We start from the raw sequence: 19582 nt of genomic DNA, 5'->3' as shown, positions 1-19582 counted from the left end.
AAACTGATTATTATGAAAAATTTAGATTTTTTTCTAAAAAATGACACATTTTATTCATTTTTAACCAAAAAAATAAGCCAAAAGCAACATAAATTAAGTTTTTATCAATTATCCCGCCCAAAATAGTTTTACATTGCAATCTTGAATATTAGGGGTAAAAGTTATTTAACATTATATTTCCTTCAATTTTTATGTATATTTTAAATGATAGTTCTATTTTTGAAAGTTGACCTTTATTTAAACCGCATATTTTATGTCTAACATCCGATTTAAAGCACTGCAGGACGTTCTGAGCAGAACCATCCCTGAAGTGAAAACACCATTTTCAAAAATTTCAGATTACTTTGGCGCCAATGTTTTCGATAAAAAGAAAATGAAGGAATACCTTTCCTCTGAGGCTTACCAGGGAATCATCAATTCAATTGAAAAGGGCGAACCAATTCCTCGTGACCTGGCCGAGCAAATTGCCTCAGCCATGAAATCGTGGGCCTTGGGTAAAGGGGCAACGCATTATACACACTGGTTTCAGCCGCTTACCGGCACAACGGCCGAAAAACATGATGCCTTTTTTGAACCTACTGCAGATGGAGGCGCGATTGAGCGTTTTTCGGGCGATGCCTTATCACAACAGGAGCCTGATGCTTCAAGCTTCCCAAGCGGGGGCATACGTAATACTTTTGAGGCTCGTGGCTATACCGCGTGGGATCCTTCCTCGCCTGCATTTTTAATGGCACGTACCTTATGTATCCCAACCGTGTTTGTTTCGTACACCGGCGAGGCGCTTGATTATAAGGTACCACTATTAAAAGCCCTTAACGTGTTGGACAAGGCCGCGGTTGATGTTTGTCATTATTTTGATAAAGGCATTGAAAAAGTAAACGCGTCATTAGGTATTGAGCAGGAGTATTTTTTGGTTGATATTGCCTTGTTTAACGCACGTCCCGACCTGTACTTAACCGGGCGTACGCTTTTTGGCCATATATCTGCCAAAAACCAGCAATTGGAAGATCATTATTTTGGATCGATACCTGAACGTGTGTACGCGTACATGCAGGATATGGAAACGGAAGCTTTATTATTAGGTATCCCACTAAAAACACGCCATAATGAGGTTGCACCATCGCAATTTGAGTGTGCTCCTATTTATGAAGAAATAAATCTGGCTATTGACCATAACCAATTGTTAATGGACCTGATGGACAGGGTTGCCCGCAGACATAATTTTAAAGTATTACTACACGAAAAACCTTATGCAGGCATCAATGGCTCAGGCAAGCATAATAACTGGTCGCTAATTACCAATACAGGCAAAAACCTGTTATCGCCTGGCAAAACGCCTAAGAACAACCTCATGTTCCTTACCTTTTTTGTTAACACCATTAAAGCGGTTTACGAGCATGCCGACCTGTTAAGGGCATCTATTGCTTCTGTGAACAATGATCATCGCTTAGGAGCCAACGAGGCGCCTCCTGCCATCATCTCTATCTTTTTGGGCAGCCAGCTAAATGATGTACTTGATGAGATCGAAACTTCCAGGATCAGCAAAAAAATTAAGGAAGATAACCTGTTATGGCAGGGTATCCCTAAGATACCGCAAATTTTACCTGATAATACAGATCGTAACCGTACATCGCCTTTTGCGTTTACCGGTAACAAATTTGAATTGCGGGCAGTGGGCTCATCGGCAAATTCAGCAAGCCCTATGACCATATTGAACATGATTGTAGCTGACCAGCTTAAAAAATTCAAATATGATGTTGATAAACTGATCAAGAAGGGCGAAAAAAAGGACCTTGCTTTATTAATAGTTATTAAAAAATACATCAAGGAATCAAAAAACATCCGTTTTGAAGGTAATGGTTATAGTGAGGAGTGGGAAAAAGAAGCCGCAGAAAGAGGTTTGCCTAATATTAAAACAACCCCAAAAGCGCTTGATGCCTTACTATCAGAAAAATCAGATATCCTTTTTGCAGAAACCGGTGTATTTAGTCCGCGTGAGGCCCATGCCCGTCATGAAATTTTATTGGATAGCTTTTATAAAAAGCTACAGATAGAAGCTCGCGTTATTGGCGAACTGGTAATGAACGTGATCATTCCGGCAGCTATAGGCTATCAAACCAAACTAATTGAAAACGTTAAGGGCTTAAAAGATATCGGTCTGGACAATACTACCTATGCTGCACAGCTCGACATTATTAATAAATTAGCCGAGCACATTAACTTCATCAAATCAAACGTTGAGCAAATGGTTGATGAGCGCAAAAAGGCCAATGCTATTGATGATATACGCCAGCGTGCTATTGATTATGACGAAAAAGTGAAATCATTCTTCCAACCTATCCGTTACCATGTTGACAAGCTGGAACAATTGGTTGATGATACTTTATGGCCACTGCCAAAATTCAGAGAGCTGCTGTTCATAAAATAATCTTTCACAAATAGCACTAATTGCTGCGAATTTCACGAACCCATCAAGGGGAGCCGGTTAATACCGGCTCCCCTTATTTTTTGTTTGATCTGAATAAATGCGCCGACACTGATACTCAGCACAGACATTCGTGTAATTCGCCTAAATTCGTGTAATTAGTGTTAAAATAGTTAGTTTTGCCCCATGGTTTCTTCACAACGTTATGATCAACGTGGCGTATCTGCATCAAAAGATGATGTACATAATGCAATAAAAAACATAGATAAAGGCATTTTTCCGAAGGCTTTTTGCAAAATAGTGCCTGATATTTTAACAGGAGATGCATCATACTGTAATATTATGCACGCCGATGGAGCTGGTACGAAATCGTCATTGGCATATACTTACTGGAAAGAAACCGGCGACATTTCAGTATGGCGCGGCATAGCCCAGGATGCCATTATCATGAATCTTGACGACCTGCTTTGTGTAGGCGCAATCGATAATATCCTGCTGTCATCAACCATTGGCCGTAACAAAAACCTGATACCCGGCGAAGTTATTGCCGCGATTATAAATGGTACGGAAGAAATACTAAGCGAACTGCGCGACGCAGGTATCGGCATCTACTCTACCGGTGGTGAAACTGCTGATGTTGGCGACCTGGTACGCACCATTATAGTCGACTCCACCGTTACCTGCCGTATGAAACGCGATGATGTAATATCTAATCACCGTATTCAGCCCGGCGATGTAATAGTTGGTTTAGCATCATACGGGCAAGCCAATTACGAAACCGAATACAATGGTGGTATGGGCTCAAACGGCTTAACATCCGCCCGTCATGATGTGTTTAATAAAACCATAGCCAATAAATATCCTGAAAGCTATGACGCGGCCATCCCTTATGAATTGATATTCAGCGGCAGTAAAAATCTTACCGACCTGATTGATATTGGCAACGGACAAACCGTAACAGCCGGCAAGCTGGTATTAAGTGCCACCCGTACCTACGCCCCTATCATTAAAACCATATTGGATGGCTATCGCAACCAGGTACATGGCATGGTGCATTGCAGTGGCGGCGCGCAAACCAAGGTGCTGCATTTTATTGACGGGCTGCATATTATTAAGGATAACCTTTTTCCGGTTCCTCCCCTGTTTAAACTGATACAGCAGGAATCAAAAACCAGCTGGCAGGAAATGTATAAGGTATTTAATATGGGGCACCGTATGGAACTTTATGTACCCGAAACTATTGCTGCCGACCTGATATCAATATCAAAAAGCTTTGGTGTTGATGCGCAGATCATTGGCCGTGTTGAAAAAGCCGAAACTAAGAAGGTAACCGTGAAGTCGGAATTTGGGGTATTTGAATATTGATAAATTACCTTTTTCCTTTTATAAAACAAAAAAGACCCGGCCAAATTGGCCGGGTCTTTTTTGTTTGCTTTTTGTTTGTATTGTTTCAGGAGAGATATTAGTTAAATATGTATCTAACACCAATCTGAGCCTGGAAACGTGAAAACTGACTGATATCTGTTTTGAATGAACTGGTAACAGGCACCAGGTTATTTGCATCAAGATACGGGAAAGAATATTGAGCTTTACCTGTAACAGCATCTTTACCAATGTATTTTAACACAGTAGTAGCACCGTTGTTAAATCCACTGTATGAAACCTGATATGTACCCCAGTTACGGTTTAACAGGTTGGTAAAGTTAATTACATCAAAAGTAACCTCAATTGTGTTTTTAGTTTTGCCAACTTTTACAAAAAAGTCTTGAGCAAAGTGCAGGTCAAGGCGTTTGTAGGTAGGTAATATAGTACCGTTTCTTTGAGCAAACTGACCTCTGTGTTGGCTAAGGTATGAATCCTGGTTAATAAAGTTATTTAACTGAGTCCATAACTGATCTGGTGTGCGCAAATCCTTAGCATCATTTGGAACCAGTGTAATGTCGCCTTTATTTTTAGGGATATACATCAAATCATTAGTAGCGCCATCATTATTTGGGTCGCCGCTGGTGATGTATGATATGGCACCGTTATTAGAAGCTTCAAATACTAAACCTACAGTAGTTGCCAGGTTTTTAGCATACTGTTTACGGTATGATACTGTTGCAATTATACGGTTAGGCTGCACATATGAGCTGTTCGACAGGTTATCACCGTTCGGGTTCCCAGCAACATAACGGGTATTCCAAATTGTTGCAGCGGTTGAACCACCATCATTAACATCTTTTGATTTGGTATAAGTATAAGCTAAACTTGCGGCAAATCCATTAGTAAAGCTTTTCTGTAACTGACCGGTAAGGAAATAAGAGAACCCTTTGCTGGTGTTTCTCATGTAATACAAACCAGTAATAGAAGGGTTTTGAGCAGTAGCTGCTGCTGCTGCAGGAGTTGTATTTTTAGAGGCATACTGTATTTGCCCCTCAACACCCGGAAGTGTTGTATAAGCATCAGAAAGCACTAAGTTTTGATGATATATAGCACGGATATCCTTGGTATAAGCACCTTCGATAGTACCTATGATACCACCAGGTAATTTTTGGTCAATAGCAAGGTTTGTTCTCCAAATTTTTGGATATTTCAGATTTGGGTCGGCAACGTCAAGCTCGTATGATGTGTTAGCTGCCGCATTTTTAGGGCGGTTAGCATCAACGTTTGGATTAAACTTCAACTGATCGTTTTGAGCCTGGGTATTTCCCGGAGCCCCTTTTACAATAGTATATGAACCAAACAGCAAACCGTTGTTTGAAGCCTGATTAGATATCCATACAAAAGGCACAGTACCAGTAAATAATCCCGAACCACCACGTACCTGAGTTGACTGATCGCCATTAACATCCCAGTTAAAGCCTACACGAGGTGAAAGCTGTACCCTGTTTTTTGGTAATTTTGAAACATCAACATGCGTACCACCCTGAAAAGTTAAAGCAGCTGCGTTGGCGTTTGGAGCCAATGAAGTAGGAAATACATCATAATCGGCCCTTAAACCATAGGTTAACCTGAAATTATCAGTAACATGGTATTTATCCTGCACATAAACACTGTAAATAGAAGCCTTGATTTTCGCTAATGGCAAACCGCTGCCTACTGCTGAGTAACGTAAGGTATAAGCCGCTGCTTGCTGACTGTTAATAAAATCAGAAGCTGAATTATAAGTGTATAAACCATTGTAATCTGGAGCAAAGCCGTTAACATAGCTCTGGATTTGGTTACTTGTACCAATGGTAAACTCGTGCTTACCTGAGTATATGGTAAAGTCATCAGCAAATTGCCAAATGTTGGTATTTAATAAGTTACCGGCTGTATAAAGTTCCGAGCCAAAGCTGGTTGCCGTTGCTGAGGCCGCCGTAACAACATTACCATTAGCATCAGAGGTACCATTGCCAATATCCACCATGGGTAACGCACTATTACCTAAGAATGAACGAAAATCTCTCAGAGCCGAATAACCAACAGTAAGTTTATTTGACATAGAGTTGCTGATACGGGTGTTTAATTCAACAATACCGATATTAAAGTTATTGTTAATAGTGTAACCAGAACCAAAGAATGGCAAGGTATTAGGACCCGGTGCACGGGTTGTACCAAAACCAACGCCTGCATTGGTAATACCCGAGTTACTTGCAGGTTGGTCTTTAGACGACTTTAGATAGAAATACTTAGCACTTAAAGTATTGTTCTTGTCAATATTCCAGTCAAGCTTTACGGTTATCTTATCACTTGAGGTATTATAAACATAGTTCTCATAGTCTCCCGGATTATAGCTACCAAATGCGGGAGTTTGAAGTATGGTCTTTATAGCATCTAAAGTACTTGCCTGTACGCCAGAAACGTTAGAACCACTTAAACCAGTACGGCCGGCAATATAAGCAGTTGCAGGTGGCTGGCTTATTCTTTCCTGCTCCCCAGATACAAATAAGAACAATTTATTCTTAATGATAGGGCCACCTACGGCAACACCGTTTGTATGATAATCAAAAGGAGTAATTTGAATATTGGTTGTACCTGCATGGTAACCGGTTAACCTTGTACCACGACCATAATAGTAAGCAGTACCTTTAACTTCGTTGGTACCTGATTTTACTACGGTGTTAATACCAGCGCCAGTAAAGTTACCCTGACGTACGTCATAAGGAGCAATATCAACCTGGATCTGATCAATCGCATCCAACGAAATTGGCTGTGAGCTTGCCTGGCCACCTAAGGTACTTGATAAACCAAATGAGTTATTAAATAATGCACCATCAACAGTTACGTTATTGTAAGCTCCGCTACGGCCACCGAAACTATTAAAAGTACCGGTTGAGTTTGCAGATGGAGTTAATTTGGTAAAATCCTGTAAAGACCTGCTCACAGTTGGCAGGTTTTCAATTTGCTGACGGTTAATGGTTTCACGGGCGCCGGTACGTGATGAGTTTATCACCCTACCCTGAGAACCGGTTACTACCACTTCACTTAATGAAGTTGTATTATCCTCAAGCTTGGCATTGATCTTTTGGTCCTGACCAATTGATAAAACAATACCTTCCTGAACAAAATTTTTGTAACCAATAAAGCTCACTTTAAAGGTGTACGGACCACCAACCCTTAAGTTAGGGATGTTATAGCGGCCATCGGCACGGCTCACGGTTGAGTACACTGTACCTGTAGGTAAGTGTGTAATGGCTACCGTTGCACCCGGGATAGCACCCTTGGCATCAGCAACGATACCATTTACGCTGGCGGTTGTAACACCCTGCGCTAAGGCACTCCTGTTAATCAGGAACATAAAACCGGTTAATAGTAATAAAAGAAGTAAAGGCTTCCTCATAAATTGCTTTTTTAATTATACTTTGAGTTAATTAGCCGCAAAGATAACTAATAGGCTGATTGTCAATATTAAATTAATGTTAACAATTATTATATATTTTTCAACATTTCATAATAATAACAACTTACAATGGAAGTAAACAGGTAGATTTAATATGATATTTATAATTTCTTCAGAGCTTCATTTAAATGAATGGCATATTATTGTAAATAATATATTATGTGGTGCTTATGCAACATGTTCCATTTTCTCATTTCGCCCCTTTTACTTAGCTTTGGGCCATTAAAATTAACCCATGTGTTTGTACAACACATGGTAGCTTTAATCCGTACAAAACAAAATTTTTAAATTTTAAAAGTATATCATTAAGAATATGGACTACGATTTAATTGTTATAGGATCAGGCCCGGGTGGTTATGTAGCAGCTATCCGCGCTTCCCAGCTCGGTTTAAAAACTGCCATTATTGAAAAAGAATCATTAGGTGGTATTTGCCTTAACTGGGGCTGTATCCCTACTAAAGCCTTATTAAAAAGCGCCCAGGTGTTTGAATATCTTAATCACGCTGCTGATTATGGTGTAACTGCAACAGGCGAGGTTAATTTTGAAAGCGTTATAAAAAGAAGCCGCGGCGTAGCCGATGGTATGAGCAAAGGCGTTCAGTTTTTAATGAAGAAAAACAAGATCGATGTAGTAGTTGGTTTTGGTAAATTAAAATCAAAAGGCGTTGTTGAAATAAAAGGCAATGATGGCTCAACCAAAGAAATTACGGCTAAACATATTATTTTGGCTACCGGTGGCCGCTCACGCGAACTGCCAAACATTAAACAGGATGGTAAAAAAGTAATAGGCTACCGCGAGGCTATGATATTACCCAAACAACCAAAATCAATGATTGTGGTTGGCTCTGGGGCTATAGGTATTGAGTTTGCTTATTTCTACAATGCAATTGGTACCAAGGTTACAGTTGTTGAGTATTTAGATAATATTGTTCCGTTAGAGGACGAAGAGGTTTCAAAAGGACTGAACCGTATCCTTAAAAAACAGGGTATCAACATCATGACCAGTGCAAACGTTGAATCTGTTGATACCAGCGGTAATCTTTGCAAGGTAAATGTTAAAACAGCTGCAGGCACCGAAGTACTGGAAGCCGAGATCGTTTTATCGGCTGTGGGTATATCTACCAACATTGAAGGTATAGGCCTGGAAGAAAATGGTGTAAAAACCGATAAAGGCAAAGTATTGGTTGATGATTTTTACAAAACCAATATAGAAGGTGTATATGCTATTGGCGATATTGTTAAAGGCCAGGCACTGGCTCACGTAGCATCAGCCGAAGGGATCATCTGTGTAGAAAAAATTGCAGGTAAAAATCCTGAGCCTTTAGATTATAACAACATTCCGGGTTGTACCTATTGCTCACCAGAGGTTGCCTCTGTTGGATATACCGAAAAAGCCGCCAAAGAGGCCGGTTATGAAGTTAAAGTTGGTAAGTTCCCATTCTCTGCTTCGGGTAAGGCCAGTGCAGCGGGCGCTAAAGATGGTTTTGTGAAACTTATATTCGATGCCAAATATGGCGAATTCCTGGGTGCGCACATGCTGGGCTATAACGTTACCGAAATGATTGCCGAAGTAGTTACCGCCCGCAAGCTGGAAGCTACCGGTCACGAGATCATTAAATCGGTACACCCGCACCCTACCATGAGCGAAGCCGTAATGGAAGCTGCAGCCGATGCTTATGGTGAAGTGATTCACTTATAAAAGTCAAAAAAAATAAAAGGTCAAAAGCCGGTCGCTGTTAAAAGCAACCGGCTTTTTGCTTGATAGCAGCTTATACTTTTCCATTTTAAAAATTTGCATAAAATAGATTTGCTTATCACCTTTTGAATTTTGACTTTTGAGTTTCGACTTATCTATGAAACTACACACCATTGATACCGGTTTTTTTAAATTAGATGGAGGGGCCATGTTTGGTGTAGTGCCAAAAACCATCTGGAATAAAACTAATCCGGCCGATGAAAACAACCTTTGCACCTGGGCCATGCGCTGCCTGCTGGTTGAAGATCAGGACCGGTTAATATTAATTGATACTGGCATTGGCAATAAACAGGACCAAAAGTTTTTCAGCTATTACTATTTACATGGCCAAGCCACTTTAGATAGCTCCCTGGCTGCCCTCGGCTTTCACCGCGACGACATTACCGATGTGTTTTTAACCCATCTGCACTTTGACCATGTTGGCGGAGCAGTAATAAGAAATGGCGACAACCTTGTCCCTGCTTTTAAAAATGCTGTTTACTGGAGCAACGCCCAGCACTGGGACTGGGCCATAAACCCTAACGAGCGTGAAAAGGCGTCGTTTTTAAAAGAGAATATATTACCGATACAGCAAAGCGGCCAGCTACAGTTTATCAATGGCTCCGATGGCGTTCAATTTACCGAAAATTTCCACATCCGGTTTGTTTACGGACATACTGACGCTATGATGCTGCCACTTATCAACTATAAAGACAGAAACGTACTTTACATGGCCGATCTGCTGCCATCAGTAGGCCATTTGCCGCTCCCTTATGTAATGGCCTATGACATGTTTCCGCTAAAAACATTGACAGAAAAGAAACTATTTTTAACCGAAGCCGTAGAAAAAGATTATATATTGTACTTTGAACATGACTCTGTTAATGAATGCTGTACATTACAGCAAACCGAAAGAGGGATCAGGGCGAAAGAGGTATTTAAATTAAGTGATTTTTAGTTAGTGTTTTACGAACACCACAAAAACCATACCGCATGCCAATTTAAACAATTATTATTAAAAAATTGCACAGTTCCTTTACTTTAACTTTACTAACAACTCATAATCAACACTTTACGAAAAAGCCTTATAACACATTTTTTTTGAAATTGCACCATGCAATTGTATTTTTTTAGAACAATTTTATAACTTTGCACGTTCTGTACTAAATAGAAAGTATAGAAGGTTTATTAAATAAATGAGACAACTCAAAATAACGCAATCCATTACCAATCGCGAGTCACAATCGCTAGACAAATATCTTCACGAGATTGGTAAAGTTGATCTGATAACTGCCGAAGAAGAAGTAATATTAGCTCAAAAAATACGCGAAGGCGATCAGGCGGCTTTGGAACGTTTAACCAAAACCAACCTTCGCTTTGTGGTATCTGTTGCCAAGCAATACCAAAACCAGGGTTTAACACTTGGCGACTTAATTAACGAAGGCAACTTAGGTTTAATTAAGGCGGCAAAACGTTTTGACGAAACCAAAGGTTTTAAATTCATATCATACGCCGTATGGTGGATCCGTCAGTCAATCCTGCAGGCTATTGCCGAACAATCACGTATAGTGCGCTTGCCTTTAAACCAGGTTGGCTCATTAAGCAAGATCAGCAAAGCATTTTCAAAGCTGGAGCAGGAGTATGAGCGTGAACCATCACCCGAAGAACTTGCCGACATGCTGGAAACAACTGTCGACAAAATTTCTGATACGCTGAGCAATTCCGGTCGTCATGTATCTATGGATGCACCATTTGTACAGGGCGAAGAAAACACCCTGCTTGATGTATTGGAGAATCAGGAACCAAATACCGATTCGATATTAATTAACGAGTCATTATCTGAGGAGATCAAACGTTCGCTATCAACCCTTACCGAACGTGAGCGCGAGATCATCGTATTGTTCTTTGGTTTGGGCACCAATCATCCGCTTTCGTTAGAGGAAATTGGCGAAAAATTTAACCTGACCCGTGAGCGTGTACGCCAGATCAAGGATAAAGCCTTGCAACGTTTACGCCACACATCAAGGAGCAAGATCCTGAAATCATACTTAGGTTAAACATAACCTGAAATACATACAAAAAGCCATTGGTTGTTAACCAGTGGCTTTTTTGCGTTGTACTGTTAGGAGACATATGTGATGTGTCTCTACAATAAAAAACGTAGGGATTGTGTGATTCCCCTCAAGAGAGTAATAACCCATCATATGACAGAAGGGTAGCCCACTACGGGGCACACCAAATTTTTACAATTATTTTCTACAAATATGTAGTCCCTACGGGACATAGAGCAACAATTTAAGCTGCAAATGTGGCTGTATTTCATGTCCCGTAGGGACTACATATTTGTAGAAATAGAATCAAAAGGTTTTTTGCCCCGTTAGGGGCTACACTTCTTGAATTAGTATAGATACTGTCTTTTCATGGGCTATTACTTTCAAGAGAGGGGAGCCTCCTATCCTATTTTTTTTATCCCATTTGGATTAATATTTCTTCTATAAGTTTTGGCACAAAACGAATATAATTACCGATATTTCGTTATAGATAAGTGAATTTAATATTCACATAATAAAAAAGTAATTTAGCCTACCAGAACATATTTTATGACTATTCCAATTTACCAGGCCGACGCGTTTACCGATAAACTTTTTGGTGGCAATCCGGCCGCTATATGCCCCCTTACCGAATGGCTTCCTGACGCTGTTATGCAAAAGATAGCCATAGAAAATAACCTGGCCGAAACTGCATTTTTTGTAAAGACCCCTAATGGTTATAAATTACGCTGGTTTACTCCCGAATACGAGATTGATCTGTGCGGTCACGCTACCCTGGCATCGGCACATGTATTGTTTACAGAGTTGGGGTTTAAAGATGATACCATACATTTTGAAACTATAAAAGCTGGAACGCTCCTGGTAAAAAGGGAAGGTGATAAATATACTATGGATTTCCCCTCACGGCCGCCCATACCTATTGAACCACCAATGGGCCTGGCCGAAGCGCTGGGCGAAAAACAACCGCTTGCCTTTTTAAGATCAAGGGATTACTTCCTGGTTTATGAAACAGAACAGGACATACAGGATATTACCCCCGATTTTTTCGCCCTGTCAAAAATGGATACCGTCGGTGTAATTGTTACTGCGCCTGGCGACAACTCCGATTTTGTATCCCGCTTTTTTGCTCCCGGGGCAGGCATCCCCGAAGATCCCGTAACCGGTTCGGCACATTGCAACCTGATACCCTACTGGGCCAAAAGGCTTGGCAAAAATAATCTCCACGCCTACCAGATCTCGGCCCGCAAAGGCGAGCTATGGTGCCAACTAAATGGCGATCGTGTAATAATGAGCGGCAAAGCTGTTACCTATTTAAAAGGCGAGATCAGGGTGGAGCTAACTTAAAATTATGTAAATGACGGAAGAAGCGGAGGGCTGTGCGATTCCCCTCTTGAGAGGGGTGGAGGGGTGTGTCCTTTTCATCGCACGTATAAACACACCCCTGCCACCCTCGATTCCTACGCGCCCCCTCTCAAGAGGGGAACTAAAAACAAGCACCTCATGGGTAGGAACGAAGTAATATGCATATCGAATAATAGATTTTTCACTACGTTCAAGAGATAGTTCTTCGCTACGCTCAGAAAGACAAGTTTTTTTACCTTTCACCCTTAACCTTTCTCCTTTAACCTTCACCAAAAAAAGTTTAATAAAATCATTTTTTTATGATTACTTTGAAGGTTAAATTTTTGCAAGGATATAACAAAATAAATGCAGCTTACCCGCTTAGAAATCAAGGGCTTTAAAAGTTTTGGAGATAAGATCACCATTAATTTTAATGAGGGTGTAACTGCTATTGTGGGGCCAAATGGCTGCGGAAAATCAAATGTGGTTGATGCAATCCGCTGGGTTTTGGGCGAACAAAGCACCCGGATGCTCCGTTCGGAGAAAATGGATAACGTTATTTTTAACGGGACCAAGAGCCGCAAATCGGCCAACCTTGCCGAAGTTTCCCTTACTTTTGATAATACCAAAAACGTACTGCCCACCGATTACTCGCAGGTTACACTAACCCGTAAACTTTACCGTACCGGCGAAAGCGAATACCGCCTGAATGATGTGCAATGCCGACTCAAGGATATTACCGATCTTTTCCTGGATACCGGTATCGGCTCCGACTCCTACTCCATTATTGAATTGCGGATGATTGACGAGATCATCACCAATAAAGAGGGTTCGCGCCGTAACTTGTTTGAAGAAGCATCGGGCATATCAAAATATAAGCTCCGCAAAAAGCAAACCTTCAGTAAGCTCAAAGATACTGAGGCTGACCTGGAACGCGTGGAAGACCTGCTTTTCGAGATAGAAAAGAACCTGAAAACGCTGGAAAATCAGGCCAAGAAAACCGAACGCTATTATCGCATTAAAGAGCAGTATAAAACGCTCAGTATTATGCTGGCCTCGTTCAGGATCGTGTCGTTCAGCGAATCGCTAAAGAAAATTGAAGACCAGGAGCAAAAGCAAAAAGCCGAAAAAGGAGGCATAGTAGCCCAGATAGATACTTTAGAAGCCAGTCTGCAACAGCAAAAACTGGATAGCATCACCAAAGAAAAAAACCTGTCGGTTCAGCAAAAAACCACCAATGAGTTTGTTTCCAAGATCAGGGCTTATGAAAGTGAGAAAAAGATCAAGAACGAACAGCTCAAATTTCAGCAGGATAAAGAAGCACGGTTGAGCGAAGAGCTGGAACGCGACAAGAACCAGCTTAACCACGTATTCTATAACATCAAGCGCCTGTCGGAAGAAAAAGCTACAGAGGATGAGACCCTGCAAGCTATCCAGAGCCGGGTAATCGATCTGAAAGAAGCGGTTGATGAACTTCGGTTGCAGCAATCATCGGCACGTAACGAACTCAATGAACTTACCAATATCAATACACGGTTACAAAATCAGGCATATAAAGCCGAGAAGGATATTGATATACTGCAAATACAGCAACAGGCCCTGGAACAGGAAAGCCAGCGCAACATGGAAGATACCACCAATAAAGAGGTGGAGCTTTCACACTTTAACCAGGTAGTTGCCGAACTGCAGGCCCGCAAGGAAACGCTCGATGATGAATATCAGTTATCACTGGAGGCTGAGAACAAGCTCAAAGAGCAGATTGCTGTTACCGATACCGAGCTTGTAGAGGTAAAGGATACCATTATAAAAGAAAGCCGCAAGCTCGACGCCAGGCAAAACGAATATAACCTCACCAAAAGCATGGTGGATAACCTGGAAGGTTTCCCCGAGTCTATCCGATTTTTGAAAAAGAACACTGACTGGGCCAAAAGCGCGCCGCTGTTTAGTGATGTGTTATTTTGCCGCGAAGAGTTCCGTGTAGCCATTGAAAATTATTTGGAGCCACTGATGAACCACTATGTGGTGGAAAGCTATGACGAGGCTATAAAGGCCATTAATTTGCTTAGCACAGCATCAAGAGGCAGGGCGCATTTTTTCATCCTTGATAATTACAGCGAGGTGGTTACTTCAAATCCTGCTTTTGAAAATGCCGGCGCGGTGTCGGCCTTAAAGGTGATTGAGGTTGATAAGCGTTATACCCTGCTATGTAATCATTTGTTAAAAGATGTTTACCTGGTTGATGATGATAAGGATCAGCAAATTAATAATGCCGCGCTGCCCGATGGCGTGGTTTTAATAGGCAAAAGCGGTAAGTTCAATAAATCAAAACATACCATGGCCGGTGGTTCGGTGGGTTTGTTTGAGGGTAAAAGGATCGGTCGTGCTAAAAACCTCGAGAATTTAGCCAAAGAGATCAAGAGCATTGAAAACCTGGTTAATGGGCTAAAAACAAAATCAGACGAGTTACAGAGTAAACTTACCGCCTTAAAGGGATCAACCAAAGCTGCCGAACTGAATGAGCAACAACAGATCCTTAACCGCTTAAATACGGAGTTGATCACGGTTAAAACACGGCAGGAACAGTATCAAACCTTTATTGAGAATAGCCTTAACCGCAAGGACGACATAGCCCGCAAAATCACCACCATTAAGGATGAAATGCTGGCACTGGAACCGTTGCTGGCCGAATTAAAAACCCAGAAAGAGATCCAAAACGACCTGCTGATTGAGAAACAGGCGGCTTTTAATGAGCTGAATGAATATGTATCGGTACAGTCGAACGCTTATAACCAGGAAAACATACGCTTTCATCAGCAGCAAAATAAGGTATCAGGATTAGTAAAAGATCTGGATTACCGCGATACGCAGCAAGAAAGCCTGGAGAGCCGCATAAAGCAAAACAGCGCCGAGTTTGAAAAAGTAAAGATAGCCATACAGGAAAACCTGAAACAGGCCGATAACTCTGATGAAGGCTTGCTGGAAATGTATGAGCAAAAAGAAAACCTGGAAAAAGCCACCCAACAGGCCGAGCAAGAATATTATCAATGGCGCGGCATCATTACCGAAAATGAAAACGAGATAACCGCTTTACGTCGCAAAAAAGATAACAGCGAGGTTATTGAGAATGAATTAAGGGAGGAGCGCAATAACCTTAAACTGGAACTGAACGCCCTGAAAGAGCGCCTGTCGGTTGAGTTTAATGTAGATATTGAGGAACTGCCTGAAACAGAAACACCTGTTGACGAAAGCGAGCATGACCTGCGCGAAAAAGCCGAAAAGTTAAAAAGACAACTGGATGATTTTGGCGCCATTAATCCTATGGCGGTTGAGGCCTATAACGAAATGAATGAGCGTTATACCTTTATCCAGGCACAAAAGAAGGACCTGAGCGAAGCAAAGGCATCGTTACTGGCCACCATACAAGAGATTGACGATACCGCGAAAGAAAAATTCATGACGGCATTTATCATGGTGCGCGAAAACTTTATTAAAGTGTTCCGTTCGCTGTTTAATGATGAGGACTCCTGCGACCTGGTACTGACCGATCCGCAGCACCCGCTGGAATCTGATATTGATATTATTGCCAAACCTAAAGGCAAACGCCCCCTATCCATCAACCAGCTTTCGGGCGGCGAAAAAACACTTACGGCAACGGCTATCCTGTTTTCGCTTTACCTGCTTAAACCCGCGCCGTTCTGTATTTTTGACGAGGTTGACGCCCCGCTTGATGATACCAATATTGATAAGTTCAATAACATTATCCGCACCTTTTCTAAAGATTCGCAGTTCATCATCGTATCACATAACAAAAGAACCATAGCCAGCACCGATGTAATATACGGGGTGACTATGGTTGAGCAGGGAATATCGCGCGTGGTTCCGGTTGATCTGCGGGAACTTGCCGATTAATAAATTGAAATCGCGTTACTACTTCTTCGCCGGTAATTTGATTAACATCCCGTGAAATGAGTGTCTATTTGTTTTTACTGATAAAGCATTTCTTTGCGCAGACGACATAGTTTGGGTAGCATTAGCATCCAGGCTTTGTATCTTCACAGTGGAGCTTGTAGGGTATCTGTTTGATTCAATATAAGTCAAAGCATCTTTTAGTAAACCTTCGTTCTCATCTCCAAAATCTTTGGTCAAATCGTCCGAATCATGTTTCCCGGCATATATACCACCATTTGGCGTTGCCCCCTCAGGGGTCATCCCCGCATAATAGCCACCCTCGCCGGCAGAGTTTTTTGTTTCAAATTGGGGCGTAAATAAATAATAGTCGTTTATGATCAAATTAGATAAAAAGCCTACCGGTTTGCCATAGGTTGTTTCGCCAATAAGCTGAACATCCATTTTAGGCCGCAGGTTATTAATGGTGAGCTCGCTGGCTGATGCGGTATTACCCGTAACAATAAAGAAAACGCGGTTAACATTTAATGCCCCTTTTTTTGAAAATTTCGCTATCTGATTACTATTGGTTGGTTTAAAAAAGCCAGCGCCAAAATCGCCCAGTTTTGCTTTCAATATAGGGTATTTATCATTTTGCAAATTGGCTGTCCAATAGGTAGTATTCATTACGCTTCCGCTCGCCCCAGATGGAACTAACAAATCCGACAGATATTCGCTGGTTTCAACATAGCCACCGCCATTGTAGCGCAGGTCAACAATTACATCGGTTACCCCTGCGTTTGCAAAAGAGGTAAAAGCCGCATCAAGTTTTGGCTGCGCGTTAGCCAAAGATGTAAAACTGCTAAATACCACATAGCCGGCAACTTTACCGTTGCTTAAATTAAAGGTTTTATAGGTAATAACAGGGTTTGTGGTATATACTTTGGTAGTAAGCTCCTTAGTTACAACCGTACCATTGGCCTTTTGTATTTTTAAAGTTATGGTGCTGCCATTATCTACAGCGTTACTTACAAATTTATAACCCGCGTCGTTGGCCGGATCGGCTGTATTAGTAATATAAATGGAATTACCAGAGCTGCCATTAATAGCAGTGATCCGATCACCGCGAACCAGCCCCGCATCATCAGCGGGCGAACCAGCATAAACCAAACTAACCCTGATATCTGTATAGGTATTATAAAAATAGTTAAAACCAAAATCACCCTTTGTGCCATTCAGTTCGCCACTAACAGTCCCATCATCAATAAATGAGTATTTTGAACTCCCCGGGTTAAAACTATCATATTCATATGGCCTGTTTCCATTTAACGGATTTTTTGTTAACTGGGTATACCCATCTATTTCGCTGGTAAGCGCGTCAAGGTCACTGCTACCTGTATACTGCCTGGGGTTAAAGGCATTATAATCAGGGATTACACTGTTCCAGTAATAATCTTCTTTGGCAAACATATATACTGAATCTTCTGTGAGCTGTAATTTTGTAGGCTTAGTATCATCTGTTTTACCAGGACCTTTATCCTTTTTACAGGCTGATATCATCACCGTAGAAAGAATCAATATAAAGTAAAATATTTTTTTCATACAACTCAATTTAGATAGTTAACGTTTTATAACTAAGTATGTTACAGGCTGATTATAAAAAACTTTCGACGTTGATATAATCTATTCCAACGGCCTCGGCACATAACCTGTCGGTTTCAGAATTTTCAATCATCATGATATCCCGTCGTTGCAAATTATGTTCCTGCATTAACAGGTGTATCACATCAGGTTCGGGTTTTGCGGTGGTTTCTTCGGCAAAATAGCAGGTAAGGTATTTTTCAAGGCCGTGCCACTCAATCTGCTTAATTTTATTTACTTGTTGTTCTACATTTCCGTTTGTTACAATGAACAACCTTTTCCTGTCAACAACAACTTCTTGTAACAAGGTAAGCATATTTTGATATAATAACAGCTTTAATGGCAGTTTGGCTGTTATTAGCAGGTTATCAAAATTGGCCTTGTATTTTTCGGCGATAGTAAATTTTTCGGCCATACGGTCAAAAACAAACTGCTCTCCTTCTGATACATACGTATCAATCATCAAATTGGTTGTCTCTTTGGCATCAACCAGCTCCGTGTATTCCAACAAATTAGCAAACAGGTAATAAACCTGGTATAAATAATCTTTTTCGGGATAAAGTACGTTATCCAATTCAAAAATGAAAGCACTTTTGCGCTTATCAATATCCTTATAATTCATTTACCTTGGTCAGGATTTTTATATTATACTCATTAAACAATGTTTCGGCCTTTAATAACAGCTGCGTTTCCGGTTCACGAAACAGATAAATAGCCTCAATACCCATATCCAAACATAAAGTTAACATTTCGTGCGTATAGCTTACTGATTTCGGATCGGGCAAACGGATCATTTTACCGGGTTTCAGCATAAAATCAGGCAGGTCCATATGATCGCCCATAACCACATCATCGCTGTTTAACTGGTTTTTGAGTTTATAGGCCAGTGCGGAGTTTGCCGCAGTTATCAATATATTCACTTTTATAAACAGGCTATTGAACAATTAAACCATCTTTCATTAAAACTGTACGGTCCGAAAGATTGGCAAGGTCCTCATTATGGGTAACAATTACAAAGGTTTGGTTAAAATCCTTTCTCAACTTAATAAATAATTCATGAAGTTCAAGCGCGTTCACCGAATCGAGATTGCCTGATGGTTCATCGGCAAATATCAATGATGGGTTGTTGATGAGCGCGCGGGCCACAGCCACCCTTTGCTGTTCGCCACCTGATAGTTCATTTGGCTTATGGTTTACCCTATCTTTTAAACCCAGCAACTCCAACAGTTCTGTGGCTTTTCTTTCGGCCTCGGCACGCCCGGTTCCGGCAATAAACGCTGGTATACACACATTTTCAACAGCAGTAAACTCGGCCAGCAAATGGTGAAACTGAAATATAAAGCCAATTTTACGGTTCCTGAAATCGCTTAAGTTTTTATTGTTCAGCTTGCTCAGTTCCATATTATTGATGAACAGTTTCCCGGAGTCTGGCCTGTCTAAAGTACCTAAAATATTGAGTAATGAGCTTTTGCCGGCACCCGATGCGCCAACAATGGTTACAATTTCGCCCTGCTGTACTTCAAGATCAACACCTTTTAATATTTGCAGCTGCCCGTATGATTTATGAATAGAATTGGCTTTAAGCATTTTACAAAGTTAGTTTTTTTTAGTATCGAGTAGTTAGTATCGAGTATCAAGAT

12 protein-coding genes are annotated in these 19582 nt (G+C 41.1%); 7 read left to right on the top strand and 5 right to left on the bottom strand.

Features of this window, described 5'->3' with window-relative positions; all coding sequences use genetic code 11:
- Nucleotides 1–253 precede the first annotated feature (253 nt).
- On the top strand, nt 254–2428 hold the full coding sequence (locus tag M2273_RS08015) for a glutamine synthetase III (protein ID WP_429395151.1): 2175 nt from the start codon (nt 254–256) through the stop codon (nt 2426–2428).
- A 183-nt stretch (nt 2429–2611) separates the two neighbouring features.
- Nucleotides 2612–3790 (top strand): AIR synthase related protein, encoded by a 1179-nt coding sequence (locus tag M2273_RS08010; RefSeq protein ID WP_429395148.1) that lies wholly within the window; start codon nt 2612–2614, stop codon nt 3788–3790.
- A gap of 97 nt (nt 3791–3887) precedes the next feature.
- Here the strand turns inward: M2273_RS08010 and M2273_RS08005 are convergent, their stop codons facing one another.
- Nucleotides 3888–7229 (bottom strand): TonB-dependent receptor, encoded by a 3342-nt coding sequence (locus M2273_RS08005; protein WP_429395146.1) that lies wholly within the window; start codon nt 7227–7229, stop codon nt 3888–3890.
- Between the two features lie 373 nt (nt 7230–7602).
- On the opposite strand from M2273_RS08005, the gene lpdA reads away from it, so the two are divergent.
- The 5 genes from lpdA to smc all read left to right on the top strand — a co-directional run bounded on the left by lpdA (nt 7603) and on the right by smc (nt 16325).
- Nucleotides 7603–8988: a dihydrolipoyl dehydrogenase gene (gene lpdA, locus M2273_RS08000; RefSeq protein WP_429395143.1), complete on the top strand. Its 1386-nt coding sequence runs from the start codon at nt 7603–7605 to the stop codon at nt 8986–8988.
- 154 nt (nt 8989–9142) lie between these two features.
- Nucleotides 9143–9982 (top strand): MBL fold metallo-hydrolase, encoded by an 840-nt coding sequence (locus M2273_RS07995; protein ID WP_429395140.1) that lies wholly within the window; start codon nt 9143–9145, stop codon nt 9980–9982.
- Nucleotides 9983–10220: 238 nt separating this feature from the next.
- Nucleotides 10221–11081, top strand: coding sequence for a sigma-70 family RNA polymerase sigma factor (locus tag M2273_RS07990; protein WP_094570678.1), 861 nt, complete (start codon nt 10221–10223; stop codon nt 11079–11081).
- Between the two features lie 543 nt (nt 11082–11624).
- Complete coding sequence (locus tag M2273_RS07985; RefSeq protein WP_429395137.1) at nt 11625–12419, top strand: PhzF family phenazine biosynthesis protein; 795 nt, start codon at nt 11625–11627, stop codon at nt 12417–12419.
- A gap of 363 nt (nt 12420–12782) precedes the next feature.
- Nucleotides 12783–16325 carry a chromosome segregation protein SMC gene (gene smc / locus M2273_RS07980; RefSeq protein WP_429395135.1) on the top strand — a complete coding sequence of 1181 codons (3543 nt, stop codon included), beginning with the start codon at nt 12783–12785 and terminating at the stop codon, nt 16323–16325.
- 18 nt (nt 16326–16343) lie between these two features.
- Here the strand turns inward: smc and M2273_RS07975 are convergent, their stop codons facing one another.
- Genes M2273_RS07975 through M2273_RS07960 form a run of 4 tightly spaced genes read right to left on the bottom strand, consistent with a single transcriptional unit; the run spans nt 16344 to nt 19529 of the window.
- Nucleotides 16344–17903: a S41 family peptidase gene (locus M2273_RS07975; protein WP_429395134.1), complete on the bottom strand. Its 1560-nt coding sequence runs from the start codon at nt 17901–17903 to the stop codon at nt 16344–16346.
- A gap of 52 nt (nt 17904–17955) precedes the next feature.
- The gene (locus M2273_RS07970; protein WP_429395131.1) at nt 17956–18564 is read right to left on the bottom strand and encodes an HAD family hydrolase; all 609 of its coding nucleotides are present in this window, start codon (nt 18562–18564) and stop codon (nt 17956–17958) included.
- Entirely contained in the window at nt 18554–18862 is a 309-nt protein-coding gene (locus M2273_RS07965) for a hypothetical protein (RefSeq protein WP_429395128.1), read from the bottom strand. Before M2273_RS07965 ends, M2273_RS07970 begins: the two co-directional genes overlap by 11 nt.
- A gap of 13 nt (nt 18863–18875) precedes the next feature.
- Nucleotides 18876–19529 carry an ABC transporter ATP-binding protein gene (locus tag M2273_RS07960; protein WP_429395127.1) on the bottom strand — a complete coding sequence of 218 codons (654 nt, stop codon included), beginning with the start codon at nt 19527–19529 and terminating at the stop codon, nt 18876–18878.
- Nucleotides 19530–19582 lie beyond the last annotated feature (53 nt).

Origin of the sequence: Mucilaginibacter lappiensis, from assembly GCF_050433765.1 — a bacterium.
In the GTDB taxonomy this organism is placed as follows: domain Bacteria; phylum Bacteroidota; class Bacteroidia; order Sphingobacteriales; family Sphingobacteriaceae; genus Mucilaginibacter; species Mucilaginibacter lappiensis_A.
The sequence above is the reverse complement of the archived record's forward strand: the minus strand, read 5'-3'. Positions and strand labels throughout refer to the sequence as shown.